Annotated in this window: 18 protein-coding genes; 11 read left to right on the top strand and 7 right to left on the bottom strand. The window is 73.1% G+C overall.

What is annotated here, in order from left to right:
- The first annotated feature begins 157 nt into the window (after positions 1-157).
- From edd to ABD832_RS41465, 6 genes are all read left to right on the top strand, one after another.
- A complete protein-coding gene (gene edd / locus ABD832_RS41490) occupies positions 158-2,056 on the top strand; it encodes a phosphogluconate dehydratase (protein ID WP_344908364.1) in 1,899 nt (632 codons plus the stop codon).
- Positions 2,053-3,009, top strand: coding sequence for a glucokinase (locus tag ABD832_RS41485; RefSeq protein ID WP_344908361.1), 957 nt, complete (start codon positions 2,053-2,055; stop codon positions 3,007-3,009). Before edd ends, ABD832_RS41485 begins: the two co-directional genes overlap by 4 nt.
- Positions 3,006-3,617, top strand: coding sequence for a bifunctional 4-hydroxy-2-oxoglutarate aldolase/2-dehydro-3-deoxy-phosphogluconate aldolase (gene eda, locus ABD832_RS41480; RefSeq protein ID WP_344908358.1), 612 nt, complete (start codon positions 3,006-3,008; stop codon positions 3,615-3,617). Before ABD832_RS41485 ends, eda begins: the two co-directional genes overlap by 4 nt.
- Positions 3,618-3,948: 331 nt before the next feature.
- Positions 3,949-5,232 (top strand): TIGR03118 family protein, encoded by a 1,284-nt coding sequence (locus ABD832_RS41475; RefSeq protein WP_344908354.1) that lies wholly within the window; start codon positions 3,949-3,951, stop codon positions 5,230-5,232.
- A 753-nt stretch (positions 5,233-5,985) separates the two neighbouring features.
- A complete protein-coding gene (locus tag ABD832_RS41470; protein ID WP_344908350.1) occupies positions 5,986-6,606 on the top strand; it encodes an AAA family ATPase in 621 nt (206 codons plus the stop codon).
- Positions 6,607-6,670: 64 nt separating this feature from the next.
- A complete protein-coding gene (locus tag ABD832_RS41465; protein ID WP_344908347.1) occupies positions 6,671-7,024 on the top strand; it encodes a cupin domain-containing protein in 354 nt (117 codons plus the stop codon).
- 34 nt (positions 7,025-7,058) lie between these two features.
- On the opposite strand, the gene ABD832_RS41460 is transcribed toward ABD832_RS41465, so the two are convergent.
- Entirely contained in the window at positions 7,059-7,568 is a 510-nt protein-coding gene (locus tag ABD832_RS41460) for an Lrp/AsnC family transcriptional regulator (RefSeq protein ID WP_344908344.1), read from the bottom strand.
- A gap of 73 nt (positions 7,569-7,641) precedes the next feature.
- Between ABD832_RS41460 and ABD832_RS41455 the strand changes: the two genes are divergently transcribed.
- The 3 genes from ABD832_RS41455 to ABD832_RS41445 all read left to right on the top strand — a co-directional run bounded on the left by ABD832_RS41455 (position 7,642) and on the right by ABD832_RS41445 (position 12,347).
- Entirely contained in the window at positions 7,642-8,229 is a 588-nt protein-coding gene (locus ABD832_RS41455) for a DUF2000 domain-containing protein (RefSeq protein ID WP_344908341.1), read from the top strand.
- Between the two features lie 396 nt (positions 8,230-8,625).
- Positions 8,626-10,077 carry a glycoside hydrolase family 43 protein gene (locus ABD832_RS41450; RefSeq protein ID WP_344908338.1) on the top strand — a complete coding sequence of 484 codons (1,452 nt, stop codon included), beginning with the start codon at positions 8,626-8,628 and terminating at the stop codon, positions 10,075-10,077.
- A gap of 167 nt (positions 10,078-10,244) precedes the next feature.
- On the top strand, positions 10,245-12,347 hold the full coding sequence (locus ABD832_RS41445) for a PQQ-dependent sugar dehydrogenase (RefSeq protein WP_344908335.1): 2,103 nt from the start codon (positions 10,245-10,247) through the stop codon (positions 12,345-12,347).
- 75 nt (positions 12,348-12,422) lie between these two features.
- Here ABD832_RS41445 and ABD832_RS41440 read toward each other — a convergent pair whose 3' ends face one another.
- Positions 12,423-12,875: an Lrp/AsnC family transcriptional regulator gene (locus ABD832_RS41440; protein ID WP_344908331.1), complete on the bottom strand. Its 453-nt coding sequence runs from the start codon at positions 12,873-12,875 to the stop codon at positions 12,423-12,425.
- A 112-nt stretch (positions 12,876-12,987) separates the two neighbouring features.
- Here ABD832_RS41440 and ABD832_RS41435 point away from each other — a divergent pair, with 112 nt between their 5' ends.
- Positions 12,988-16,491, top strand: coding sequence for an indolepyruvate ferredoxin oxidoreductase family protein (locus ABD832_RS41435; RefSeq protein WP_344908327.1), 3,504 nt, complete (start codon positions 12,988-12,990; stop codon positions 16,489-16,491).
- Here the strand turns inward: ABD832_RS41435 and ABD832_RS41430 are convergent.
- Together ABD832_RS41430 and ABD832_RS41425 are read right to left on the bottom strand one after the other, a co-directional pair.
- The gene (locus ABD832_RS41430) at positions 16,488-17,438 is read right to left on the bottom strand and encodes a carbohydrate kinase family protein (RefSeq protein WP_344908324.1); all 951 of its coding nucleotides are present in this window, start codon (positions 17,436-17,438) and stop codon (positions 16,488-16,490) included. The two genes, ABD832_RS41435 and ABD832_RS41430, sit on opposite strands and share 4 nt — an antisense overlap.
- Before the next feature lie 121 nt (positions 17,439-17,559).
- Positions 17,560-18,624 carry a LacI family DNA-binding transcriptional regulator gene (locus ABD832_RS41425; RefSeq protein ID WP_344908321.1) on the bottom strand — a complete coding sequence of 355 codons (1,065 nt, stop codon included), beginning with the start codon at positions 18,622-18,624 and terminating at the stop codon, positions 17,560-17,562.
- A gap of 360 nt (positions 18,625-18,984) precedes the next feature.
- Between ABD832_RS41425 and ABD832_RS41420 the strand changes: the two genes are divergently transcribed.
- Positions 18,985-20,211, top strand: a complete 1,227-nt coding sequence (locus tag ABD832_RS41420) for an ABC transporter ATP-binding protein (RefSeq protein WP_344908316.1) — start codon at positions 18,985-18,987, stop codon at positions 20,209-20,211.
- A 163-nt stretch (positions 20,212-20,374) separates the two neighbouring features.
- Here ABD832_RS41420 and ABD832_RS41415 read toward each other — a convergent pair whose 3' ends face one another.
- From ABD832_RS41415 to ABD832_RS41405, 3 genes are all read right to left on the bottom strand, one after another.
- Entirely contained in the window at positions 20,375-21,013 is a 639-nt protein-coding gene (locus ABD832_RS41415; RefSeq protein ID WP_344908313.1) for an ACT domain-containing protein, read from the bottom strand.
- A 95-nt stretch (positions 21,014-21,108) separates the two neighbouring features.
- Positions 21,109-22,416: a right-handed parallel beta-helix repeat-containing protein gene (locus ABD832_RS41410; protein WP_344908310.1), complete on the bottom strand. Its 1,308-nt coding sequence runs from the start codon at positions 22,414-22,416 to the stop codon at positions 21,109-21,111.
- Positions 22,417-22,657: 241 nt separating this feature from the next.
- Positions 22,658-23,689, bottom strand: a complete 1,032-nt coding sequence (locus ABD832_RS41405; RefSeq protein WP_344908307.1) for a class I SAM-dependent methyltransferase — start codon at positions 23,687-23,689, stop codon at positions 22,658-22,660.
- Between the last annotated feature and the right edge of the window lie 51 nt (positions 23,690-23,740).

Genomic DNA, 23,740 nt, shown 5'->3' with positions numbered 1-23,740 from the left:
TCCAGATTCCGGTAGATCACCGTGGAGAGCCCGCCCCATGTCCGAGACCCCGCGACCCGCAGACCGGATCGTCTCCGGCCGACCGGAACGGCCGGACCCGGCCGCAGGCCCGGACGACGGCCGACACGATCATCACGACCGCGACGGAGGACATCGGATGCATCCCGTGATCCAGGAGGTCACCGGCCGCCTGACCGAGCGCAGCCGCCCCAGCCGCACCGCGTACCTGACCAGGCTGCACGCCGAGGCCGAGGCGGCCCGCCGCCGCGGACCGGCCAGGGCGAGCCTGGGATGCGCCAACCTGGCCCACGGCTTCGCCGGGGTCGGCGAGGCCGACAAGCGGGACCTGCGGGCGAACGTCAAGCCGGGCGTGGCGATCGTGTCCAGCTACAACGACATGCTCTCGGCGCACCAGCCGTACGAGACCTACCCGGCGATCCTCAAGGACGCCGTGCGCAGGGCGGGCGGCGTCGCGCAGTTCGCCGGCGGCGTGCCCGCGATGTGCGACGGCATCACCCAGGGCCGGGCCGGCATGGAGCTGTCGCTCTACAGCCGCGAGGTGATCGCGATGTCCACCGCGATCGCGCTCTCGCACGACATGTTCGACGCCTCCCTCCTGCTCGGCGTCTGCGACAAGATCGTCCCCGGCCTGCTGATCGGCGCCCTGCACTTCGGCCACCTGCCCGCGGTGTTCGTGCCGGCCGGGCCGATGACCTCCGGCCTGCCCAACAAGGTCAAGGCCCGCACCCGGCAGCTGTTCGCCGAGGGCAAGGTCGGCAAGGACGAGCTGCTCGACGCCGAGGCGAAGTCCTACCACTCCCCCGGCACCTGCACCTTCTACGGCACCGCCAACTCCAACCAGGTCATGATCGAGGTCATGGGCCTGCACCTGCCGGGCGCCACGTTCGTCAACCCGCGCACCGAGCTGCGCGAGGCCCTGACCCGGGCGGCGGGCAGGCGGGCGGTCGAGCTGACCGCGCACGGCGACGAGTACACCCCGGTCGGCGAGGTCGTCGACGAGAAGGCGATCGTCAACGCCTGCGTGGCGCTGCTGGCCACCGGCGGCTCCACCAACCACACCATGCACATCGTCGCCATCGCCGCCGCGGCCGGCATCGAGCTGCTCTGGGACGACCTGGCCGCCCTGTCGAAGGTCGTGCCGCTGCTGACCCGGATGTACCCCAACGGCCAGGCCGACGTGAACCACTTCCAGGCCGCGGGCGGGATGCAGGTCCTCATCGGCGAGCTGCTGGACGCCGGGCTGCTGCACGGCGACGTGCTGACGATCGCCGGCCGCGGGCTGGACCACTACCGCTCGGCCGTGGAGCTGAAGGACGGCGAACCGGTCTGGCAGGAGCGCACCGAGGGCAGCACCGACCCGGACGTGCTGCGGCCGGTCGCCGACGCGTTCTCCGCCGACGGCGGCATCCACATGCTCGACGGCAACCTCGGCCGCGCGGTCACCAAGGTCTCCGCGGTCAAGGACGAGCACCTGGTCATCGAGGCCCCGGCCAAGGTCTTCGACGACCAGCTGGAGCTGCTGCGCGCCTTCGACGCGGGCGAGCTGGACGGGCAGGACTTCGTGGCGGTCATCCGCTACCAGGGACCCAGCGCCAACGGCATGCCCGAGCTGCACAAGCTCACCCCGCCGATGGCGGTGCTGCTGGACCGTGGGCAGCGGGTGGCGATCGTCACCGACGGCCGCATGTCCGGCGCGTCCGGCAAGGTCCCGGCCGCCATCCACCTCTCGCCCGAGGCCGCCGACGGCGGCCCGATCGCGCGGGTGCTGGACGGCGACCCGATCCGCCTCGACGCCGCCGCGGGCACCCTGGAGCTGCTGGTGCCCGCCGAGGAGCTGGCCGCCCGGCCGTTGCTGGGTGCCCCGCTCAGCGACGCCCGCTGGGTCGGCACCGGCCGCGAGCTGTTCGGCGCCTTCCGCCGCGCCGCCGGACCGGCCGACCGCGGCGCGAGCGTCTTCGCCCTGAACGGCCGCGCCGAGGCATCGGCGGCCCTGGAGGCCGCCCGTCTCGCGACCGTCCCGGACGCGACCTCATGACCCTCCCCTGGCTCGTCGCCGACATCGGCGGCACCAACGCCCGCTTCGGGCTGGTCACCGAACCCGGTGGCCGTCCCGAGGCGGTGGCCGTGCTCGCGGGCGCGGAACACGACGGCCTACCCGGAGCCGTAGCCGCCTATCTCGCAGATCATGCGGGCGGAGTTCGGCCGGGAGCCGCGTGCGTCGCGATCGCGGGGCCCGTGGAGGGGGACCGTTACCGGCTCACCAACGCCGGATGGACGGGGTCGGTACGCGACCTGGGCATCCCCGACGCCTGGTTGCTCAACGACTTCGAGGCCCTGGCCATGTCCCTGCCGCACCTGGACGGTGAGGACCTGGCCGCTCTGGGCGGCCCGGATCCCGGTGACGGCGTCAAGGCGGTGCTGGGCCCCGGGACGGGACTCGGCGTGGGCGGCCTGGTGCCCTCCGCCGGCGGCTGGGTGCCGATCCCCGGGGAGGGCGGGCACGTCACCGCCCCGGTCCTGGACGAGCGGGACCACGAGATCGTCCGCGCGCTGCGGGCCGACGGCCTGGACCACGTGGTCGCCGAGCACCTGCTGTCCGGCCCCGGCCTGTCGCGGCTGCACCGGGGGCTGGCGCTGGTCCACGGCACGGACGCGCCCAGGCTGCCGGCCGCCGAGATCGTCGCCCGGATGGACGACACGCTCTGCGCCGAGACCGTCGAGGTCTTCTGCGCGATGCTCGGCACTTTCGCCGGGAACGTCGCCCTGACCCTGGGCGCCAGGGGCGGCGTCTATCTGGGCGGCGGGGTGCTGCCGCGTATCGTGGAGCGGGTCCGCTCCAGCGACTTCCGCCGCCGGTTCGAGGCGACCCCCACCCTGAACGACTACCTCTCCGGCATCGCCACGACGCTGATCGTGGCCCCCCAGCCCGCCCTGGTCGGCGCGGCGGCGTGGCTGGACCAACGCCTGTCAGACATGGAGTACGCATGAGCCTGCTGGACATCGCCCCGGTCGTCCCGGTCGTCGTCATCGACGACGTGGAGACCGCCGTCCCCCTGGCGCGCGCCCTGGTGGCGGGCGGCCTGCCGGTCATCGAGGTCACCCTGCGCACCGACGCGGCCCTGGAGGCGATCGCGCGCATCGCCGCCGAGGTCCCCGACGCGGTGATCGGCGCGGGCACGATCCGCGGCGCGGCCGACGTGGCCGCCGCCGTCGCGGCCGGTTCCCGGTTCCTGGTCAGCCCGGGGACCACCCCCGGGCTGGTCGACGCCATGGAGTCGAGCGGGGTGCCGTTCCTGCCGGGCGTGGCGACCGCCTCGGAGGTCATGGCGCTGGCCGACCGGGGGGTGAGCGAGATGAAGTTCTTCCCCGCCGAGGCGGCCGGAGGCCTGCCGTACCTCAAGGCGCTCGGCGGCCCGCTGCCGCAGGTCAGGTTCTGCCCGACGGGCGGCATCAAGCCCGACACCGCCCCGGCCTACCTGGCGCTGCCGAACGTCGGCTGCGTCGGGGGCACCTGGCTCACCCCGGCCGACGCGCTCGCCTCGGGCGACTACGCCCGGATCGAGAAGCTGGCCGCCGAGGCGGCCGCCCTGCGGTAGCCGGGCCCCTCGCCTTCCCTCCTCCGGCACCGCGCCCGGCCCCCGTCCGCGGCGTCGCGCGCAGGCCCCGGCCCGTGCCGGACCACGATCCCCGCGGGCGTGTCCGTCCTCCCTGGACCCGCCCGCGGCCATGAGGCACCGTGACCCGGTGTGACGTTCATGGATCCGGCCCGCGGCCGCCCCACCCGGCGGTCGCGGGCCGCCTCGTCACACCCCTCGTCACGCTCCCTCGGCCCCCGCCCGCCACCCGCCGTTCCCGGGCGGGCTGAACCCGGCGCGGGCCCCGCGCGTATCTCGCGGCGAAAGGCACTCCCTCACAGAGGAGCCATGCATGCGAGTACGCATCGTCACGATCTGCGCCACGGTCCTGGTCATGGGCGTCGCCGGTACGGCGTCCGCCGGGACACGACAGGCGCAGGGCGGAGCGAAACAGGTACCGGCCGGGATCGGCCTGGCGAAGACCGGGACGGGTCAGGCGAAGGCCGGGACGGCGCTCACCCGGAGCCGTTTCTCGGTCACCAACCTCGTCTCGGACGTCGGGGGACGAGCCGCGATCACGGACGCGACGCTCGTCAACCCCTGGGGCCTGGCGATGGGCAAGACCCTCTGGGTCTCGGCCGCGGGCACCGGCCTGGCCACGGTCTACTCCGGCGGCGCGGGCGGCGTGAAGCAGGAGAAGACCCAGGTCCGCGTCCCGGGCGGCAGGCCCACCGGGCAGGTCGTCAACATGGGCGAGGAGTTCGTCGTCAAGGGCCCGGGCGGCGCGGGACCGGCGACCTTCATCTTCGCCAGCCCCAGCGGGGCCATCACCGGCTGGAACGCCGAGGCCGACCCGGACGACGCGGTCATCAGCGCGTTCGTCAGGGGAGCCGACTTCAAGGGCCTGGCCCTGGCCCAGACCGACCGCGGGGCGATGCTGCTGGCCGCCGACTTCGCCGGCGACCGCATCCACGTCTTCGACGGCGACTTCGACCGGGTCCCGACGAGCCGACGGGCGTTCCGCGACCCCGGCCTGCCCGAGGACTACGCCCCGTTCAACGTGGAGGTGGTGGGCCGTTCGATCCTCGTCGCGTACGCCAAGCGCGACCCGCAGACCGGCAAGTCGGTGGCCGGGCAGGGCAAGGGGTTCGTCAGCCAGTTCAACGGCTCGGGCCGGTTCGTCGGCCGCTTCGCCGCGCGCGGGGCCCTGAACGCCCCCTGGGCGATGACGCTGGCCCCGAAGGGCTTCGGCGCCCACTCCGGGGCACTGCTCGTGGGCAACTTCGGCGACGGCCGGATCAACGCCTACAACCCGCGCAACGGCCGCCCGCTCGGGCCGCTGCGCTCCTCCGACGGCCGGCCCATCACACTGAGCGGTCTGTGGGACCTGGAACCGGGCACCGAGGCGGTCGGCGGCACCGACGCGCTCTGGTTCAGCGCGGGCAGCGACGGCGGCACGCACGGCCTGCTCGGCCTGATCAGGCCCGCGGGCGCCGGTGGGTCCTCGTCCTCGCCCAACGCCTCACCGTCCCCGAGGTCCTCGCACCCGAGCTCCCACAACTCCGGCAACTCCAACTCCAACTCCAACAACTCCGGTAACTCCAGCAACTCCGGCGGTTCCGGGTACGGCTACTGACCGACCACGACCGGACCCGAGCGTCCGTGCCCGCTCGTGCCCGCCATGCCCGCCTGGGCCTGACCCGTGCCTGACCCGTTCCCGGCTCGTGCCCGCCCCGGCCCGCCCGCGATCGGCCCATGATCCGCTCGCGCCCGGTCCACGGCCCGCCCTCACTCCCGTGTCCTGCCGCGGGCCCCGTTCCCGCCGTTCCAGGCGTTTCCACCGTTCCCCGCGTTCCCGCGTTCCCGCCCTGCCCGCGGCCCGTACAGCGGCGCCGGCACTCCCCCACCGAAGGTCCGTCAGACCGGCACGGGGGTGCCGGCGCCGCGGCACGTCCCGCAGGTCCCCCTCCGGGCCCTCCGGTGAGCCCTCCCCGGCCCCTCCCCGGACGCCCGGTGAGGCCCTCCCGGGGCCGGGCGCGGTGGCGCGTTCCCGGACCTGGAGCCCTCGATGACCGCGTCCGCCCTCCGTTTCCTTTAACCTTGAAGCAGCGAGGGGAGTACTTCCCAAGAATCGGCCCGGTCAGTACGGACGTTCTGCAACGTCCCCGGACGGTCGCCCGCGACGATGCGGGTGAAGGAGACCTCGGATGACGAGCGCATTCGAGGTGCGAACATGCCCGCCGACCGTCCCTCCCCGCTTCCGGGTGCCACCCGCCCGGTGCTCCCCCCGGCACGGCGCCGCACCTCCCGGCGGCGAACTCCTGTCCGCCACTGGAAGGGCGCCCGAAGCGTGACGAGCGACATTCCCCATCTCCGCGAGGTGCACGTGATGGCCACCACACCGGCAGGCCGTCCCCCGGACGGAGAGCTGCACTACCCGGCGGGGGCGCTGGTCCTGCTCGCGGGCATCCCGGGGGCGGGCAAGAGCACCCTGCTCGACCGGCTGTACGGGCTCAGCGGCGACGAGCGCGATCCGGTGCGGGCGGGCGACGTGCGGGTCATCGACTCGCGCCAGTCCCGCAACTGGTGGACCCGCTACCTCGGCCCGATCCCGCCGCGGGCCCGCGTCCCGATCGTGCACACCACCCACGTGGTGCGGATCGCCCGCGCCCTGCTCGGCGGGCACGGCGTCGTGGCGCACACCCGGGGCACCTGGCCGCACATCCTGTACGGCTTCGCCTGGCTGGCCCGCAGGGTCGGCAGCGAGGTCCACCTGATCCTGCTGGACGTGGACCCGGCCACGGCCCGGGAGGGGCAGCGCGCCCGCGGCCGGGTCGTCACGGACGCGACCTTCGCCCGGCACTGCCGCCGCTGGCGGATGCTCATGGACCAGGCCCGCGACGGCACGCTCCCCCCGGCAGCCGGTGTGACCGTCCTGGGCCGCCCGGATGCGGATATGCTCCGGGCGATCCGCTTCGACGAGCGGCCCGGAGCATCGCGGAGCCGCTGACTCACCCATATACGGTTCCGAGCCCCGTCCACCCGGGGCGCCGGAACGACCGGGAGGAAACAACATGATCGACATAACGGCGCTCGCCGAGGAGCACCTCTCCCTGGCCAGGCAGAGCGCGCACGGCCGCAGCGCGCACACCTACCTGGACGAGGGCACGCTCCGCCAGGCGATCATCGCGTTGACCGCGGGCACCGTCCTGGGCGAGCACGACGCCCCGCCGGCCGCGACCCTGCACGTCCTGTCGGGACGGGTGCGGGTCGTCGACGGCGAGCCTGCCGACGGTTCCGGCACCGGCCAGGGGGCCTCGCTCTCCGCGGGGCAGGCCGCCGCGATCCCGCAGCGGCGGCACTCGCTGGAGGCCGACGAGGACTCCGTGGTCATCCTCACCAGCGTCGTCAACATCACCACCACCTGAGACGGCCCCCCGCACGCGGCCTTCCCGCCCGCCGTCAGGCGGGCGGGAACGCGGGACGGGGACGGGTCCTCGGCGGGCTCGGCCGCCCCGGGGGGAGCACCTCGACCGAGGTCTTGCGGATGTGGTCGTAGACCAGCGAGGTGCGCACGTCGGCGATGTTGCGGTGCCGGGAGACGTGGTCGAGGACGAAGTCGCGCAGGTGCCCGGTGTCGCGCACGGCCACCTGGACGATGAAGTCGTCGCCGCCGGAGACCACGAAGACCGCGAGGGTCTCCGGGAGCGCGGTGACGTGGTCGCGGAAGGCCTCGACCGCCTCGCGCACCTTGGGGTGCAACCGGACGTTGATCAGCGCCTGGACCGGCCGGCCGATGGCGGCCAGGTCGACCTCGGCGTGGAACCCCTGGATCACCCCCCTGGCCCGCAGTGACCGGACCCGCTCCAGGCAGGTCGAGGGCGCGATGCCGATCCGCTCGGCCAGCTCGCGGTTGGTCTGCCGGCCGTCGCGCTGCAGCTCGGCCAGAATGGCCGTGTCACATTCGTCCACGGGCCCATCTTCGCAGAAATTCCTGAACTAAATTCGGAATCGCCTCGATCGAGTTGTGAGTCGTACGGAGAAGATGCGACCGTCCACTCACAAGTTCGAGGAGAGGATCGTGGAGATGACCGTGCGGACGACCACCCGGACCGCCCCCGCCACCCAGGACACCCAGGACGCCCCGGCCAATCGGGCCGGTCAGGACGGCTGGCCCGGCTGGGCCGGGGACCTGGAGCTCCGGACCGACCTGCCCACCCGGAGGCTCCCGGTGAAGTGGGTGATCGTGATCGACGGGGACCTGCCGCGCGGCCTGCAGGCCAACGCCGCCGCCTGCCTGGCCGCGTCCGCGGGCGGGGCCGTCCCGGCGATCCTGGGCCCGTCCGGCACCGACGCCTCCGGCCGCGCCCACGCCGGCCTGCCGTGGATCGGGTGCACGGTGCTGGCCGCTCCCGGTGAGACGATCCGCCGGGTCCGGGACGAGGCGGCCGGCGAGGCCGAGCTGGTCGTCACCGACATGGCGGCCATCGCGCAGCGGACCAACGTCTACGACGAGTACCTGGCCGGGCTGGCCCGTACCGCCAGCGCGGACCTCGCCTACTACGCGGTCAGCCTGCTGGGCCCGCGGGCGGTGGTGGAGCGCCTCACCGGCCGCCTCCCCCTGCTGCGCTAGGAGCCGTCCGGGGTCCGGGTCACGCGGCCGGGGTCCGGGTCACGCGGCCGGTCCCGAGCCGGTCGACACGCGGCACGCGGCCGGAGCGGTGGCGATGCTGACGGTCGATCGGCGGCCGGGGTCATGGGGTATTGACCGACCTCATACCGGCGATCACACTGATGTGACGCCGATGTGACCTCGGCCGGGCCGGGGCCTCGTACCGTGATTCCGGCGCGCCGGCGGTCACATGTCCATGCGACGGACGAATTTTCGCGACGCGAGATGTTAACGCTAACACCAGCGGGCCGGCACGACGTGGGACGCGCTCGTGTCCCCGCGACGCGGCCGGCCGTGCGGAGGTCGCCGAGGACGGCGGCCCCGTCCCGTCGCGCTCACCCCCCGAAGGAGAAACGCATGCTGAAGGCCCTGTCCAGGGTGGGCGCGGTGCTCGCCGCCTGCCTGATGTTCACGTCGTGGTCGCTGGCCGCGCCGAAGGCGGCGGTCGCCCTCGAACCCTTCACCGGATACCTGATGGCGCACTTCACCGGGGAGTCGGCGAACGGCGAGCAGATCTACCTCGCCCACAGCGACGACGGGCTGCGCTGGAGCGATCTCAACAACGGCGGCCTGGTCCTGCGCTCCACGGTCGGCACGCGAGGGGTCCGCGACCCCGCCCTCGTCCGGTCCCCCGCCGGTGACCGGTACTGGATCGTCGCGACGGACCTGCGCATCGCCGCCGGCACCTCGTGGAGCGACGCCGCGAACCGCGGGAGCACCTCGCTCGTCGTGTGGGAGTCGAGCGACCTGGTGAACTGGTCGGCCCCGCGGCTGATCAACGTCGCGGGCGCCATCCCCGGCGCCGGCAACGCCTGGGCGCCCGAGGCCGTGTACAACCCCGAGACCGGTGACTACGTCCTGTACTGGGCCACGAACTCGCCCCGCAACGGCGTGACCAAGCACCGCATCTGGTACGCGCGCACCAGTGACTTCCGCAGCTTCACGGCACCGCAGCTGTACATCGAGCGCGGCGGCAGCCAGGGCATCATCGACACGCAGATCGTCGAGGTGCCCGGCGCCGTCGGCGGCTACCGGTACTACCGGGCCTCGGCGGACGGCCACATCACGATCGAGGCCGGCAACTCGATCCTGGGAACCTGGACCACGCTGGGGAACCTGTCGCACATGGGGATCTCCAACGGCACGGGTGGCGGCAACGTGGTGGAGGGCCCGATGTGGGCGCAGTTCAACGGCCGCAACGAGTGGGCCCTGTGGCTGGACCAGTACGCCACCGGCCGCGGCTACATGCCCGTCACCTCCACGAACCTGGGCAGCACGCGGAACTTCCGGACGCGCTCCGACTACGGCATGGGCACCAACCGCAAGCGGCACGGCTCCATCCTCAACCTGACCGCCGCGGAGGAGAACCGCGTCCTGGGCCGCTGGGGCGCCACCGCGCCGGTCAACCGCATCCAGTCGTACAACTTCCAGACCCGGTACGTGCGGCACGCGAACCTCGACGTGCGCATCGACGCGAACGTCAGCCCGGCCCAGGACGCGCAGTTCCGGCTGGTGCCCGGCCTGGCGAACGGAAGCGGCCACGTGTCCTTCGCGTCGGTGAACTACCCCGGCTACTACCTGCGGCACTACGGGTTCGACTTCGTCCTGGCGCCCGACGACGGCACCGCGACCTTCGCGGCCGACTCCACGTTCCGCCAGGTCGCCGGGCTGGCCGACGCGTCGTGGTCGTCCTTCCAGTCCTACAACCACCCCGACCGGTACATCCGGCACTACGACTACCTGCTCCGGCTCGACCCGATCGGCGACGCGCAGAGCCGGGGCGACGCCACCTTCCGCGTGACGTCGTGACCCGCGGGGGGTAGCCGGGCGGCCAGGGAGGACGCCGCGGCGGTTTCCGATCGATCTTTTCGGACAGAGGGAGTCAGCACAAAACTCCCGAAACGGTCAGCTTTGCCCCGTAGGCTGACGATCACCTCACCCCGGACACCCCGCGGACGACCCCCCTTGGAGAACAGGTGCGAACACCCCCCTCGATCAACGGCCACAGGCCGTGGCCTCGCGTGCTGGTGGCCGCGATGACCGCGGTCGCCACCGTGGCCACCGCGGCCGTCGCGCTCGCCATGACGGTGGCGGCCGCGGCGCCCGCCTCGGCGGCACCGGCGACCGTGGTCGGCGTGGCCTCCGGCCGCTGCCTCGACGTGATCGGCAACAGCACGGCCTCCGGCACCGGCGTCAACATCTACGACTGCAACGGACAGGCCAACCAGTCCTGGACCTTCACCGCGGCCGGTGAGTTCCGGGTGTACAACGCCACGATGTGCCTGGACGTGGTCGGCCAGGACACCACCGCCCCGGCCGCGCTGCAGATCTACACCTGTACCGGCGGCGCCAACCAGCGCTGGAGGATCAACGCCGACGGCACCGTCACCGGCGTGCAGTCGGGCCTGTGCCTGGACGTGACCGGCGAGGGCACGGCGAACAGCACCCGGGTGGGGCTGTGGACCTGCACCGGGCGCGGCAACCAGAGGTGGACGACGTCCGCGGGCGGTGCCGACACCCTGCCCCCGACGGTGCCGGGCGGCCCGCGGGTGAGCAACCTGACGTGCGACTCGGTGACGTTCGCCTGGAACGCCTCGACGGACGACGTCGGGGTGGCCTTCTACGACGTCTACCACGACGGCCAGCAGATGAAGACGGTGAGCGGCACCACGCTGTCCACCAGCCTCACCGTGGTCCCCGGGGCCACCTGGGGCCTGTACGTCAACGCGCGCGACGCCGCGGGCAACGTCTCGCAGGCCAGCACCACGGTGACGATCACCCCGCCGCAGTGCCAGGCCGACACCCAGGCGCCGAGCGCCCCGACGCAGCTGGCCGCCTCGGTGTCCGGCACCACGGTGACGCTGAGGTGGACCGCCTCGACCGACAACGTCGGGGTCCGGGCCTACGACGTGTACCGCGGCGGCGCCAAGGTCGGCACGGTCAACGGCACCCCGCCGGCGACCACCTTCATCGACAGCGGGCTGGCGGGCGCCACGAGCCACCAGTACCACGTGGTGGCCCGCGACGGGCAGGCCAACGTCTCGGCGCGCAGCAACACCGTGACGGTGACCACCGGCGCGGCGTGCGGCAACCCGGTGTGCGCGGTGAAGCAGGTCACCACCGACACCGACATCCCGTGGGGCCTGGTCACGCTCCCGGACGGCACGATCCTCTACGGCCGCCGCGACGCCGACGACATCATCCGCCTCGACCCCGCCACCGGGGCGAAGACGACCGTGGGCACCGTGCCGAACGTGGCCGGCACTGACGGCGAGGGCGGCCTCATGGGCCTGGAGATCTCACCCACCTTCGTTAGCGACCGCTGGGTGTACGTCATGCACACCTCGCCCACCGACAACCGGGTCGTGCGGATCAAGCTGGAGAACGACAGGCTCAACACCGCCGGCGCCCAGGTCCTGCTCAGCGGGATCCTGCGCAACAAGTACCACGACGGCGGCCGCCTGCGGTTCGGCCCTGACGGCAAGCTGTACGTCGCCACCGGCGACGCGCAGAACGGTGACCACGCGCAGAACACGTCCAACCTGAGCGGCAAGATCCTGCGGATCAACGCGGACGGCAGCGTGCCGTCGGACAACCCGTTCGGCAACCCCGTGTGGAGCTACGGGCACCGCAACCCGCAGGGGCTGGCGTTCGACTCCCAGGGCCGGCTGTGGGAGCAGGAGTTCGGCAACAGCGTCATGGACGAGACCAACCTCATCACCAGGGGCGGCAACTACGGCTGGCCGGCGTGCGAGGGCACCAACGGCGCCTGCGGCACCGCCGGGTTCGTCGCCCCCAAGCGCACCTACCCCACCGCCGCCGGTTCCTGCTCGGGCATCGCCATCGTGCGCGACGTGATCTACGTGGCCTGCCTGCGCGGCACCCGGATGTACCGCTCGCCGATCAGCGGCACCGGCCTGCCCGGTGTGCAGGAGTACTTCAACGGCACCTACGGCCGGCTGCGCACCGTGGAGCCCGCCCCGGGCGGCCTGTGGCTGACCACCTCCAACACCGGTGACAAGGACAGCACGCCGAACAACAGCAACGAGAGGATCCTGCACGTCACGCTCGGCGGCTGACCGGGCGCCGTCGATCGCGGCGAGGACGCCCGGCGGTCCCCGGGGACGGCTCCGGGGCCGCCGGGCGTCCTGCTCTCACAGGGGCAGGGCGCCGCCGGTCTTGAGGGCCTTCATCGCGATCTGCGAGGTGAGCTTGTCCAGGCCGGGCAGGCGGCCGAGCCGCTCCAGGCAGAGCTGGCTGTAGGCGTCCATGTCGGGCACGGCCACCCGCAGCACGTAGTCGGGGCGGCCGAACATCCGCAGGCACTCGACCACGTCGTCGATCTCCAGGACGGCCGCCTCGAAGGCGGTGACCGTCTCGGCGTCCTGGCCCTCCAGCTCGACGTAGGCGACGACCTGGAAGCCCCGGCCCACCGCCGCGGGGTCGATCACGGCCCGGTAGCCGGTGATCACCCCGGCCTCCTCCAGGTTGCGGACCCGGCGCAGGCAGGGCGACGGCGTCAGCCGCACCCGCTCGGCCAGCTCCAGGTTGCTCAGCCGCCCGTCCACCTGGAGGTGGTTGAGAATTGCGCGATCCGTCCCGTCCATGACATCGGATGCTAACGAGACGGTCCGGCCTTGGAAAGATTGAAATCGAATTTTGTTCTGTCTGGCATAACCTTGCGGACATCGCAGGAGTGCCACAGACGGGACCAGGACCATGACGATCTTCGCCGACGCCCGTGAGATCTCCCCTGACGACCGCTACCTCCGCCAGGAGGGCCGGGTCTTCATGACCGGCACCCAGGCCCTGGTGCGGGTGATCCTCGACCGGATGCGCGCCGACCGCGCCGCCGGCCTGGACACCGGCGCGATGGTGTCGGGCTACCCCGGCTCCCCGCTGGGCGGCTTCGACCAGGAGCTGGCCCGCTCGCGACGGCACGCCGAGCCGCTCGGCGTGGTGCACCGCCCCGGGCAGAACGAGGAGCTCGGCGCCACCGCCGTCTGGGGCAGCCAGCTGGTGCCCACCCTCCCCCGCCCGCGCAGGTCCGGCGTGCTGGGCGTCTGGTACGGCAAGGCGCCGGGCGTGGACCGCGCGGCCGACGCGTTCCGGCACGGCAACTTCGTCGGCGCCCATCCTTCCGGGGGCCTGATCGCGTTCTGCGGCGACGACCCCTCCTGCAAGTCCTCCACGCTCCCCTCGGCGACCGAGAGCGCGCTCGCCGCGCTCGGCATGCCGGTCGTCCACCCCGGAAGCGTCCAGGAGCTGCTCGACCTGGGACGCCACGCGATCATGGCGTCCCGGGTCAGCGGCCTCTGGGTGGCGGTGAAGGCCGTCTCCAACGTCGTGGACGCCACCGGCACCGTGGACCTCGGGTACGACCGGGCAGCCCCGGTCGTACCCGAGGTCGAGTACGAGGGCAGGCCCTACCGGCACGTTCCCGACGCCACCTTGCTGACCCCGTGGTCGCTGGAGATGGAGCGCACCCTGGTCGGCCCGAGGCTGGAGCTGGCCCGCGCCTACGCCCGCGAGAACGGCCTCAACCGGATCACCTGCGACCCGCCGGACGCCTGGCTGGGCATCGTCGCCTCCGGCACCGCCTACCACGACGTGCGCGAGGGCTTCCGCAAGCTGGGCGTCACCCCCGAGGAGGCCGGCGTCCGGCTGCTGAAGATCGGCATGATCTGGCCGCTGGAGAAGGAGATCGTCCGCACGTTCGCCCGGGGCCTGACGGAGATCCTGGTCGTGGAGGAGAAGGCCCCGCTGCTGGAGACCTCCGTCAAGGACGTGCTCTACGGGACGGCCGACGCCCCCCGCGTGCTGGGCAGGCACGACGAGAACGGCGAGCGGCTGATCCCCGGGTACGGGTCCGTCGACGCCGACCTGGCCGCCAAGGCCATCGCCTTCCGGCTGCGCCGCCGCGGCCTGACCGGCTTCGGCGACCGGATGGACGCCGGGCTCGCGCTGCTGAACCGCCCGGCGCCGCTGACGCTGCTCGCCCCGAAGCGCACCCCCTTCTTCTGCTCGGGGTGCCCGCACAACCGCTCCACCGCCGTGCCCGACAACGCGCCCGTCGGCGCCGGTATCGGCTGTCACACGATGGTGGTGCTCAACCGCGAGGGCAAGGGCGAGCTGTTGGGCCTGACCCAGATGGGCGGCGAGGGGACGCAGTGGATCGGCCAGGCGCCCTTCACCGACACCCCGCACATCTTCCAGAACCTCGGCGACGGCACCTTCCACCACAGCGGCTCGCTCGCGATCAGGGCCGCGGTCGGCGCGGGCGTCAACATCACCTACAAGCTGCTCTACAACAGCGCGGTGGCGATGACCGGCGGGCAGACCATCACCCCGGCCCTGTCGGTGGCCGAGCTGACCCGCTGGCTGGAGATCGAGGGGGTGCGCCGGGTCGTCGTCACCACCGACGAGCCGGAGCGCTACCGGGGGATCAAACTGGCGGGCATCGCCGACGTCCGCGACCGCACGGCCCTGGACGACGCCCAGCGCGAGCTGGCCGCGATCCCCGGCGTGACCGTGCTCATCCACGACCAGCAGTGCGCGGCCGAGAAGCGCCGGCTGCGCAAGCGGGGCGAGCTGCCCGACCCGCCGAAGCGGGTGGCGATCAACCAGCGGGTCTGCGAGGGCTGCGGCGACTGCGCGCAGAAGTCCGAGTGCCTGTCGGTGCTGCCGGTGGAGACCGAGTTCGGCCGCAAGACCGAGATCCACCAGTCGTCCTGCAACAAGGACTACTCCTGCGTGGAGGGCGACTGCCCCTCGTTCGTGACCGTCCTGCCCGCCAGGGGCAAGGCCGCCGGGAGGCGCGCCGCCGTGCCGGTTCCCCCCGCGATGCCGCTGCCCGAGGCGCGCGCCGGGGAGGCGTCGATCAGGATGGTCGGCGTCGGCGGCACCGGGGTGGTGTCGGTCGCGCAGATCCTCGGCACCGCCGCGATGCTCGACGGCAGGCGCTCACGCGGGCTCGACCAGACCGGCCTGGCCCAGAAGGGCGGCACCGTCGTCTCCGACATCCTCATCTACGACGACGCCGACGGGGAAGGCGACGACGGTGAGCGTACGGCGCGGGGCGGCACGGCCAGCGTGGACGCCTACCTCGCGCTGGACCTGATCGGCGCCACCGACCCCGCCCACCTGGCCGCGGCCGACCGCGGCCGGACCGTGGCGGTGGTCTCCACCAGCCTGGCCCCGACCGGCTCGATGGTGCTCGACCCGTCCACCCACCTGACCGACCCGGCCTCGCCGATCGCGGTGCTGGAGACGCGGACCCGGCGCGGGCAGAACGTCTACCTCGACGCCGAGCAGCTGGCCCAGGCGCTGTTCGGCGACCACATGCCGGCCAACACCATCGTCATCGGGGCGGCCTGGCAGCGCGGCCTCATCCCGGTCGGGCTGGAGGCGATCGAGGGGGCGATCCGCGCGACCGGTGGCCGGTCCGCCGAGCGGACACTGGCCGCCTTCGCCTGGGGACGCGCCGTCGTCGCCGCCCCCGAGGCGGTGGCCGAGGCGACCCGTCCCGCGTCCCCGGCCGCGCCGGCCCCGTCCCCGCAGGCCGCGCGGCTCGTCGACGCGGTCGCCGGGCCCGGCACCGAGCTGCACCGCATCCTCACCGTCCGGGTGCCCGACCTGGTCGCCTACCAGGACCTGCGCCACGCCGCCCGCTACGCCGACGCGGTCCGCGCCGTCCTGGAGCGCGAGCGGGCGATCTCGGGGGATTCCTGCCCGGTCACCGAGGTCTACGCCCGCGAGCTTCACCGGCTGATGGCGTACAAGGACGAGTACGAGGTGGCGCGCCTGCACCTCGACCCGGCCGAGCGGGCCAGGATCGCCGCCGAGTTCGGGCCGGGCGCGCGGATCTCCTACAACCTGCACCCGCCGGTGCTGCGCGCCATGGGCGTGAAGCGCAAGATCCGGCTCGGCGCCTGGTTCGACCCGGCCTTCCGCGCGCTGTACGGCATGCGCCGGCTGCGCGGCACCCGGCTGGACCCGTTCGGGCTGGGAGCGGTGCGCGGGACCGAGCGGGAGCTCGCCGGCGAGTACACCCGCGACGTGCACCGCGCGCTGGACCACCTGCGGCCGGAGACCGCCGAGCGGGTGCTGGAGCTGGCCGGGCTGCCCGACCTGGTCCGGGGGTACGAGCACGTGAAGCTCCGCAACGTGACGGCCTACCGCGAGCGGGCGGCGCGGCTGCTGCACGACCTGTCCACGCTCTAGTTCCCCGCCCGTGCCCTGCCGGGGCCGGGCTGCGCAGGGAGCTCCCGCTCCCTGCGCAGCAGCGTCGCCTCGTCGACGGGGTCCTCGTGGGTTCCGGCCGACGTGCAGGCGTGGGCTCCGGCGACGGCGCCCAGCGGGACGGCGTCGCGCAGCGACCTCCCGGCGAGCAGCCCGTACAGGACCCCGGAGACGAACGCGTCGCCCGCGCCGTTGGTGTCGGCCACCGGGCCCGGCAGGGGTGCGGCCGGAACGTCGCAGAAGCCGTCCTCGTCGAGGACGCGGCAGCCCGCGGCGCCGTCGGTGCAGACGACGGCGCGTGCGCGGCCCCGGGCCAGGATGCCGCGCATGACCTCGTCGCGGCGGGTGCCCAGTGCGGTGGCCGACAGGAAGACCAGGTCGGAGGAGAGGGCGAAGTCCCTGTGGTGGTCGTCGTCGCCGTCCCAGTCGTGCAGGTCGGTGGAGACGAGCTTGCCTGCCCTGTCCTGCAGGTCGGGGTAGACGTGGCGGGAGAAGTCGTTGATCGACACGTGCACGTGCCGGGCGGCGCGCACCGCGTCCAGGTACAGCCGCACGGGCAGCCGCTCGCCCGGTGCCGCGCGCGGGTCGAACAGCGAGGTGCGCCGCCCGTCCGGGCCGACGAGCAGCACGCTGCGCCGGGTCCCCTGCGGGGCGTGCCCCCAGGCGGTGTCGATGCCGGTGCCCTCGAAGCGGTCCCTGATGAACCGGCCCTGCGGGTCGTCGCCGATCAGGTCGACCAGTTTGACGCTCAGGCCCAGGGCGTGGCAGCCCAGGGCGACGCCGCTGCCGGTGTTGCCGATCCGGTCGATCACCGGGGGCACCGCGTAGGTGTCGGCGTACGGCAGGGGCAGCGAGGGGACGTAGGCGGTGGTGTCGACGCCGGTCCCGCCGATGACGACGACGTCGACGGTGTCGTGGGCTGTGCTCATGCGCTCATGCTCGCACCGGTCCGGCGAGGCCGGTGCCACCCGCCCGTCCGTCAGCCCGCCCATCCGCCCGCGGAGGGTCACCGGGTCCGGACGCGCCGGTCGCGGGCGTCCGTACGGGAGGTCAGCGGTTGACCAGCGGGCCGGAGCCGGTGGAGCTGCGCACCACGAGCTCGGGCTGGAAGATCAGCTCGACGTGCTTGGCGTGCACCCCGTTGATCTCCTCCAGCAGGGTGGCCACCGCCGCCGAGGCCATCGCCCCGATGGGCTTGCGCACGGTGGTCAGCGGGGGGTCGGTGAAGGCGATGAGCGGCGAGTCGTCGAACCCCACCACCGAGACGTCGCCCGGCACCGTCAGGCCACGGTCCCGGCAGGCGCGGATCGCGCCCAGCGCCATCAGGTCCGACGCGCACACGATGCCGGTGCACCCCCGCGCCAGCAGCTGGGTCGCCGCGGCCTGGCCGCCCTCCACCGAGAACAGCGAGTGCGAGATCAGCTCGTCCACCTCGACCGCTCCGAGCAATTGGGACATCGCCCGCCGGTACCCCTCGATCTTCCTGATCACCGGGACGAACCGGCGCGGCCCCACGGCCAGGCCGATCCGCTCGTGTCCCAGGTCGGCGAGGTGCTGCACGGCCAGCCGGGCCGCGGCCCGGTCGTCCGGGGAGATGAACGGCGCCTCGATCCGCTCGCTGTAGCCGTCGACCAGGACGATCGGCAGGCCGCGGTCGGTCAGCCGGGTGTAACGGTCCATCCTGGCGGTGGTGTCGGCGTGCAGGCCGGAGACGAAGACGATGCCGCTGACCCCGCGGTCCATGAGCAGCTCGGTGAACTCGTCCTCCGGGGCACCGCCGGGGAGCTGGGTGCACAGCACCGGGGTGTAGCCGTGCTGGGTCAGCGCCTTCTCCACGGCCTGGGCGAACGCCGGGAAGATGGGGTTGTCCAGCTCCGGGGTGACCAGGCCGATCAATCCGTTGCTGCGCTGGCGCAGCCGCTGCGGTCGCTCGTACCCCATGACGTCCAGGGCCGCCAGCACCGCCTGCCGCGTCGACGACGACACGCTGGGCTTGCCGTTGAGCACCCGGCTGACCGTGGCCTCGCTCACCCCGGCGTGCGCGGCGATGTCGGCCAGCCGGATCGACGCGCCGTCGGGGCGTGAGCGCGAGGTCTGCGCGATTTCACCGTCCATCACGAGCCACCCCACCATGCGGCACAGGCGGGCGCGAGCCGATCGGCGCCCGGCGTCCCCCGTGCGGTTCGTTTCTGTAAATTTTCACAAACTGTAACATCTCAACCCTCACGGTGAGGTCGCCGTAAAGCCGTCCGGTCATGACCGTCCGTCACATCAGGGAACGAAGAAGTAACCATTAGATGAGCGATTTCTAACGACATCTATGGACACACGGGCAAGCGACGCGATGTACTACCTCATCAATCACACGGCTGGGATCCGGGCGAGATCGTCCGGGAGGAACGAGCGCGCATGAGTACCGTCGTCCTCGACAACGTGAGCAAGGTGTACCCGGGTGGATACCTTGCGGTTGATCGCATGAGCCTGCGTGCGGAGCAGGGGGAGTTCCTCGTCCTGCTGGGACCCTCCGGCTGCGGCAAGTCCACGTTGCTCCGGATGATCGCGGGACTCGAGGACGTCACCGACGGTGACCTCTGGCTGGGCGGCACGCTCGCCAACGAGCTCGCTCCCCGTGACCGTGACGTGGCCATGGTGTTCCAGAACGGCGCCCTCTACCCGCACCGGACCGTACGCGGCAACATCGCCTTCCCGCTGGAGATCGCCAAGGCCGACCCGGCGATGGTCAGGGAGCGCGTGACCGAGCTGTCGAAGATACTGCAGATCGACGAGACGCTGGAGAGACGCCCTGGAACGCTCTCCGGTGGCCAGCGCCAGCGCGTCGCGATGGGCCGCGCGATCGTCCGCCAGCCCTCGCTCTTCCTGATGGACGAGCCGCTGTCCAACCTGGACGCGGGGATGCGCACCGAGCTCCGGATGGAGATCTCCTCGCTGGTCCGCTCGCTCGGGGTGACCACGATCTACGTCACGCACGACCAGGTCGAGGCCCTGACCCTGGCCGACCGGATCGCCATCATGAACCGCGGCGTGCTGCAGGACGTCGGCACCCCCGGGCAGGTCTACAACGACCCCGCGACCGCCTTCACCGCCGCCTTCCTCAGCTCCCAGCAGCTCAACCTGCTCGCGGCGACCGTCCGCACCCCGCAGAACCAGTACATCCTGCTGGACTTCGGCCCGCACCAGATCATGATCCCTTGGACCGATCCCAGGGCCTACGTCATCTCCCAGCACGTGGGCCGTCAGATCATCGTCGGGCTGCGCCCGGACTGCCTGGCACCGGTTCCCGACAGCTTCGAGGGGCCGGTCTTCCTGGGCCGGGTCCGCGCGCTGGAGTACCACGGTCACGAGTGGCTCGCCTACGTCGAGAGCGGCCTGACCTCCGTGGCCGTCCCCGAGCCGCCCGACCCCCGCCAGAAGGCCCGCGCGCTGGGCGACCCCTCCCTGACCGGCGGCCGGATCCGCTCGGTGCTGCGCCGGCTGATGCCCGGCACCGTGGCGGACGAGGAGGCCGAGCCGCTGCGGCAGCAGGAGCACGCCAGCGGTCACCACCGCAGGGCGGACCTCATCGTCCGTCTCGGCTCCCGCCCGGTCTGGCGGTCCGGGGAGTCCGCCCGGGTCGGCGTGGACTCCACCCGCCTGATGCTCTTCACCATGGACGGCACCCGCGTCGACCCCCCGCAGCGCTGACGGTCCCGGCGGCGCGGCGTCCCCGCGCCGTGATGCCGTGATCCCCTGGTCCCCCTGGTCCCCCTGGTCTCCGTGGCCCCGGCACGCCCATACCCCGGCCCGGGGACGCGGCGTCCCCGCACCGTCGTCCGGCCTCGGGGGTACGGCACCGCGGCGCACCGGCTCAGGAGGTGCGGCTCATGATGGAGACGATCTCCAGCACCCGGACGGCGCGCTCCAGCTCCACGCGGTGGAAGGGCGGCCCGTCGGTGCGGGCCATGATCAGGTGCAGGCCCGTCTCCGGCACCGGGACGCTCATCATCCGGTGCCGGCCCGACCCCAGGACGGCCGGTCGCAGCGGGGCCAGGTCGGCCGCCTTGACGCCCGCCAGGCCGCCCGTCTCGTCCAGCGTCCGTGGCGCCTGCCAGCTGCGGTGGACCAGCTCCCCGCTCTCCGAGGACAGGATCGCCGCCCACTCGGCGCTCACCAGGTCGGGCACCGCGTCCACCAGCGTGGCGAAGGCCCGGCCGGGGTCGGCGGCGACGTGCTTCAGCAGGTCGTAGTCGGGGGCGGCTCCGGGAACCTCCCTGGTGGGCCAGACGCCCTCCACGCGCATCCCCGGCACGCCGGAGAGCCGGTCCCTGACCGTGTCCGCGTCCACGGTGCCCGGCCAGGAGACGGTGAAGTCGTCCATCGCCCGGCCCGACTCCCGTTCCAGGACCGTCACCTGGAGAATGTCGGCGCCCAGCGTGCCGAGCACCCGGGCCGCCTGGCCGAGGGCGCCCGGACGGTCGGGGAAGGAGACCCGTAGCCGCAACATCATCGTCGATCACCTCGCTCTGGTCCCCAGCCTGTCCCAACCAGGTTTCACGAGGGTTCCAGGAAGATGTCCAAAACAATGCTCAAAATCAGTAAATATCAGGATTGGTAGGCACCGGCGGCGGGGGTGGCGGAGAGCACGGCACCGGACACGTCGCGGGCCATGACCGCGCCTCCGTACCAGGCGGCCCCGAGCCGGACGCCCCGGCCCCGGGCCGGGGAGCCCGGCCGCAGGCGCAGGTCGGTGGGGCTCCGGAAACCGGGATCGGCCATGATCGACCGCGGGCCGAGCGTGAACCGCCTGGAGCGGCCCTGGTAGACGCCCGCGTCCTCGTCGGCCCCCTTGCCGTCCTCGAACCCCACCTGCCCGCCCACCACGATGACGTTGTTGCGCAGCTTCAGGATGGCCGGGGAGCAGCCGTGGTGGCAGGCCCAGCCGATGGTGTCGCGGGCCGGCAGGTGGACCGAGTTGTGCACCGCGACGGTGCCCTTCACCGGACCCACCACGTGGCGGGGGCCGCGGGTGACGAGGAAGGAGCCGCGGCGCGAGGAGGTCACCACGTTGTGCGCGAAGACGTTGCCCGTGGCGGTCCTGCCCTTCCGCGCACCCAGCTCGACGAAGGTCTCGTTGTTCCTGGCGATGTTGTGGGTGACCCGGTTGCGGTCGCCGTTGAACACCTCGACGGCGGCGCCGTCGGTGCCGTAGTCGCTGCTCTTCGCGTAGCTGCCGGTGATCACGTTTCCGGTGACGAGGTTGTCGTCACCGTTGAGCAGCACGCCGAAGGCGCCGGAGTCGTTGTCGCCGCCCTCGTCGTTGACGCTCATCCGGTCGTTGTCGGTCAGCACGCTGTTCTTGAGGACGTTGTGCGCGCCGATGATGTGGACCCCGGTGATGTTGCGGTCGGCGACGACGCGGTCCAGCTCGTTGCGGTTACCGCTCACCTCGAAACCGGACCACTGGCAGTTGCTCGCCCGTATCCCGGCCACCCGTACGTAGGAGCCCGACATCACCACGCAGGCCGCGTCCCTGCCGCCGATCCTGGGGGCGGCGCCCAGGCCGTACGGCTCGACGGTGATCGGGGCGGCGGCGGTGCCGCGGGCCGACAGGGTCAGCGGGCCCGCCCAGCTTCCGCCGCGCTTGAGGCGCACGACGGTGCCGGGCTGCAGCGTCGCGGCGTTGACGTTGTCGAGGCTGCGCCAGGGGGCCTTGACCGAGGTGCCCGCGGCCGCGTCGTCGCCCGCCTTGGAGTCGACGTAGTAGACGGTGCCGGCCATGCCCGCCGCACCCGCGGTGGCCGCCGTACCCGCCGCGCCCGTGGTGGCCTCGGCGGCGCCGGGGGCCGCGACGAGCGCGCTCGCCGCCACGAGCCCCGCCACGGGAACGGTCCAGCGCCTCGTCGAACTCATCGTGGCCACACTCCATCACCTTCACCGCGCATGTACAGGCGGCGATCCTCGCACAGCGGACGCTCGCGCGGTGATCCGCGGAGCGGACCCACAGCCGACCGTTACCTGGGCTTCACCGGCCCGTGTTCAACCGCGCGGGCCGGGGTCGGCGGCACGCGCCCGGCGGCTCCGCGGGACCGCGTGGAACCGCGGGCCCGCGGGCCCGTCAGGCGATCCGCGGGCCCGCCGATCCGCCCGGTCCTCACGCCCGGGTCGCGACGGTCAGGACGTGCGCCGGGGAACGCGTCAGGACGTGCCGTCGCGTCCCGGGACACCCCGCCGCTGCGAGCCAGCCGTCGACCGTCGCCGGGGAGTGCAGGCGCCCGCCCTGGGTGTGGTGCAGGTTGAGCTCGAAGAACGAGGTGAAGGCGCGCGCGACCGCGTCCCCCCGGTGGCCGGGGTCCCGTTCCAGGACCAGCGCGATCCCGCCGGTGCGCAGCGTGCCCACCGCGGCCCGCACCAGCGCCGCGGCCTCCTCCTCGCCGAAGCCGTGCAGCAGGTTGAACAGCAGCACGGCGTCCTGCCCCCGGTACGGCAGTTCGCCCCTGACGTCCCCGGCGAGCAGCTCGACCCGGCCGGTCAGCCCGGCCGAGGCCGTCGCCGCGCGGCCCGCCTCCAGCGCCGCGGGAAGGTCGACGACGCACGCGCGCAGGCCCGGCCGGTCACGGCAGTAGGCGATGCTGTAGCGGGCGTGGCCGCCGCCCAGGTCGAGCAGCCGCCGGGCACCGTCCGGCAGGGGGGCGGCGTCCACGATCTCCTCGCCCAGCCACTCCGCCTGCTCCCGCAGCAGCCGCTGGAAGCGGGCCAGCACGTCGGGACGCTCGCCCAGCCAGGCGTAGAAGTCGGCCGTGCGGCCACCGGAGCGCACCGACTCCTCCAGCCCGCCCCAGAGCCCGGCCGTGACCTCCTGCCAGAACAGCAGCGTGTTGCCGTACCCGCCGAGCAGAGAGCGTGCCACCGCGGTCGGCGCGTACCCGCCGGGCCCCTCCGTCAGGTACCCGGTCGCGGTCAGCGCGCCGAGCAGGACCCGCAGCCCGGCCGGGTCCGCGCCGAGCGCCGCGGCCAGACCGGGAAGGGGTACGGGACCGTCCGCCAGGGCCTCGAACAGGCCGAGCCGGAGCCCGGCCGCCGCGGCCTGCGCGGCCATGGCGCCGATCAGGTCCAGGTGGGGACCGGGCGCCTCGCCGCTCTCCAGGTAGCGGCGCGCGTCCTCGGGGGTCAGGTGCAGTGGCATGGGACCTCGTTCGCGGGTTTCACGGTGGGGCTCCGGGCGGGGATCTGGGTC

This window comes from Streptosporangium longisporum (assembly GCF_039534895.1).
Taxonomy (GTDB): Bacteria; Actinomycetota; Actinomycetes; order Streptosporangiales; family Streptosporangiaceae; genus Streptosporangium; species Streptosporangium longisporum.
Note: the sequence above shows the minus strand (reverse complement) of the source record. Positions and strands in the feature narration are given on the sequence as shown.

Excerpts from the sequence above, each read along its gene's own strand:
- edd (WP_344908364.1), top strand. The coding sequence starts at position 158 with ATGCATCCCGTGATCCAGGAGGTCACCGGCCGCCTGACCGAGCGCAGC.
- ABD832_RS41485 (WP_344908361.1), top strand. The coding sequence starts at position 2,053 with ATGACCCTCCCCTGGCTCGTCGCCGACATCGGCGGCACCAACGCCCGC.
- eda (WP_344908358.1), top strand. The coding sequence starts at position 3,006 with ATGAGCCTGCTGGACATCGCCCCGGTCGTCCCGGTCGTCGTCATCGAC.
- ABD832_RS41475 (WP_344908354.1), top strand. The coding sequence starts at position 3,949 with ATGCGAGTACGCATCGTCACGATCTGCGCCACGGTCCTGGTCATGGGC.
- ABD832_RS41470 (WP_344908350.1), top strand. The coding sequence starts at position 5,986 with ATGGCCACCACACCGGCAGGCCGTCCCCCGGACGGAGAGCTGCACTAC.
- ABD832_RS41465 (WP_344908347.1), top strand. The coding sequence starts at position 6,671 with ATGATCGACATAACGGCGCTCGCCGAGGAGCACCTCTCCCTGGCCAGG.
- ABD832_RS41455 (WP_344908341.1), top strand. The coding sequence starts at position 7,642 with ATGCGACCGTCCACTCACAAGTTCGAGGAGAGGATCGTGGAGATGACC.
- ABD832_RS41450 (WP_344908338.1), top strand. The coding sequence starts at position 8,626 with ATGCTGAAGGCCCTGTCCAGGGTGGGCGCGGTGCTCGCCGCCTGCCTG.
- ABD832_RS41440 (WP_344908331.1), bottom strand. The coding sequence starts at position 12,875 with ATGGACGGGACGGATCGCGCAATTCTCAACCACCTCCAGGTGGACGGG.
- ABD832_RS41435 (WP_344908327.1), top strand. The coding sequence starts at position 12,988 with ATGACGATCTTCGCCGACGCCCGTGAGATCTCCCCTGACGACCGCTAC.
- ABD832_RS41430 (WP_344908324.1), bottom strand. The coding sequence starts at position 17,438 with ATGAGCACAGCCCACGACACCGTCGACGTCGTCGTCATCGGCGGGACC.
- ABD832_RS41425 (WP_344908321.1), bottom strand. The coding sequence starts at position 18,624 with ATGGACGGTGAAATCGCGCAGACCTCGCGCTCACGCCCCGACGGCGCG.
- ABD832_RS41420 (WP_344908316.1), top strand. The coding sequence starts at position 18,985 with ATGAGCCTGCGTGCGGAGCAGGGGGAGTTCCTCGTCCTGCTGGGACCC.
- ABD832_RS41415 (WP_344908313.1), bottom strand. The coding sequence starts at position 21,013 with ATGATGTTGCGGCTACGGGTCTCCTTCCCCGACCGTCCGGGCGCCCTC.
- ABD832_RS41410 (WP_344908310.1), bottom strand. The coding sequence starts at position 22,416 with ATGAGTTCGACGAGGCGCTGGACCGTTCCCGTGGCGGGGCTCGTGGCG.
- ABD832_RS41405 (WP_344908307.1), bottom strand. The coding sequence starts at position 23,689 with ATGCCACTGCACCTGACCCCCGAGGACGCGCGCCGCTACCTGGAGAGC.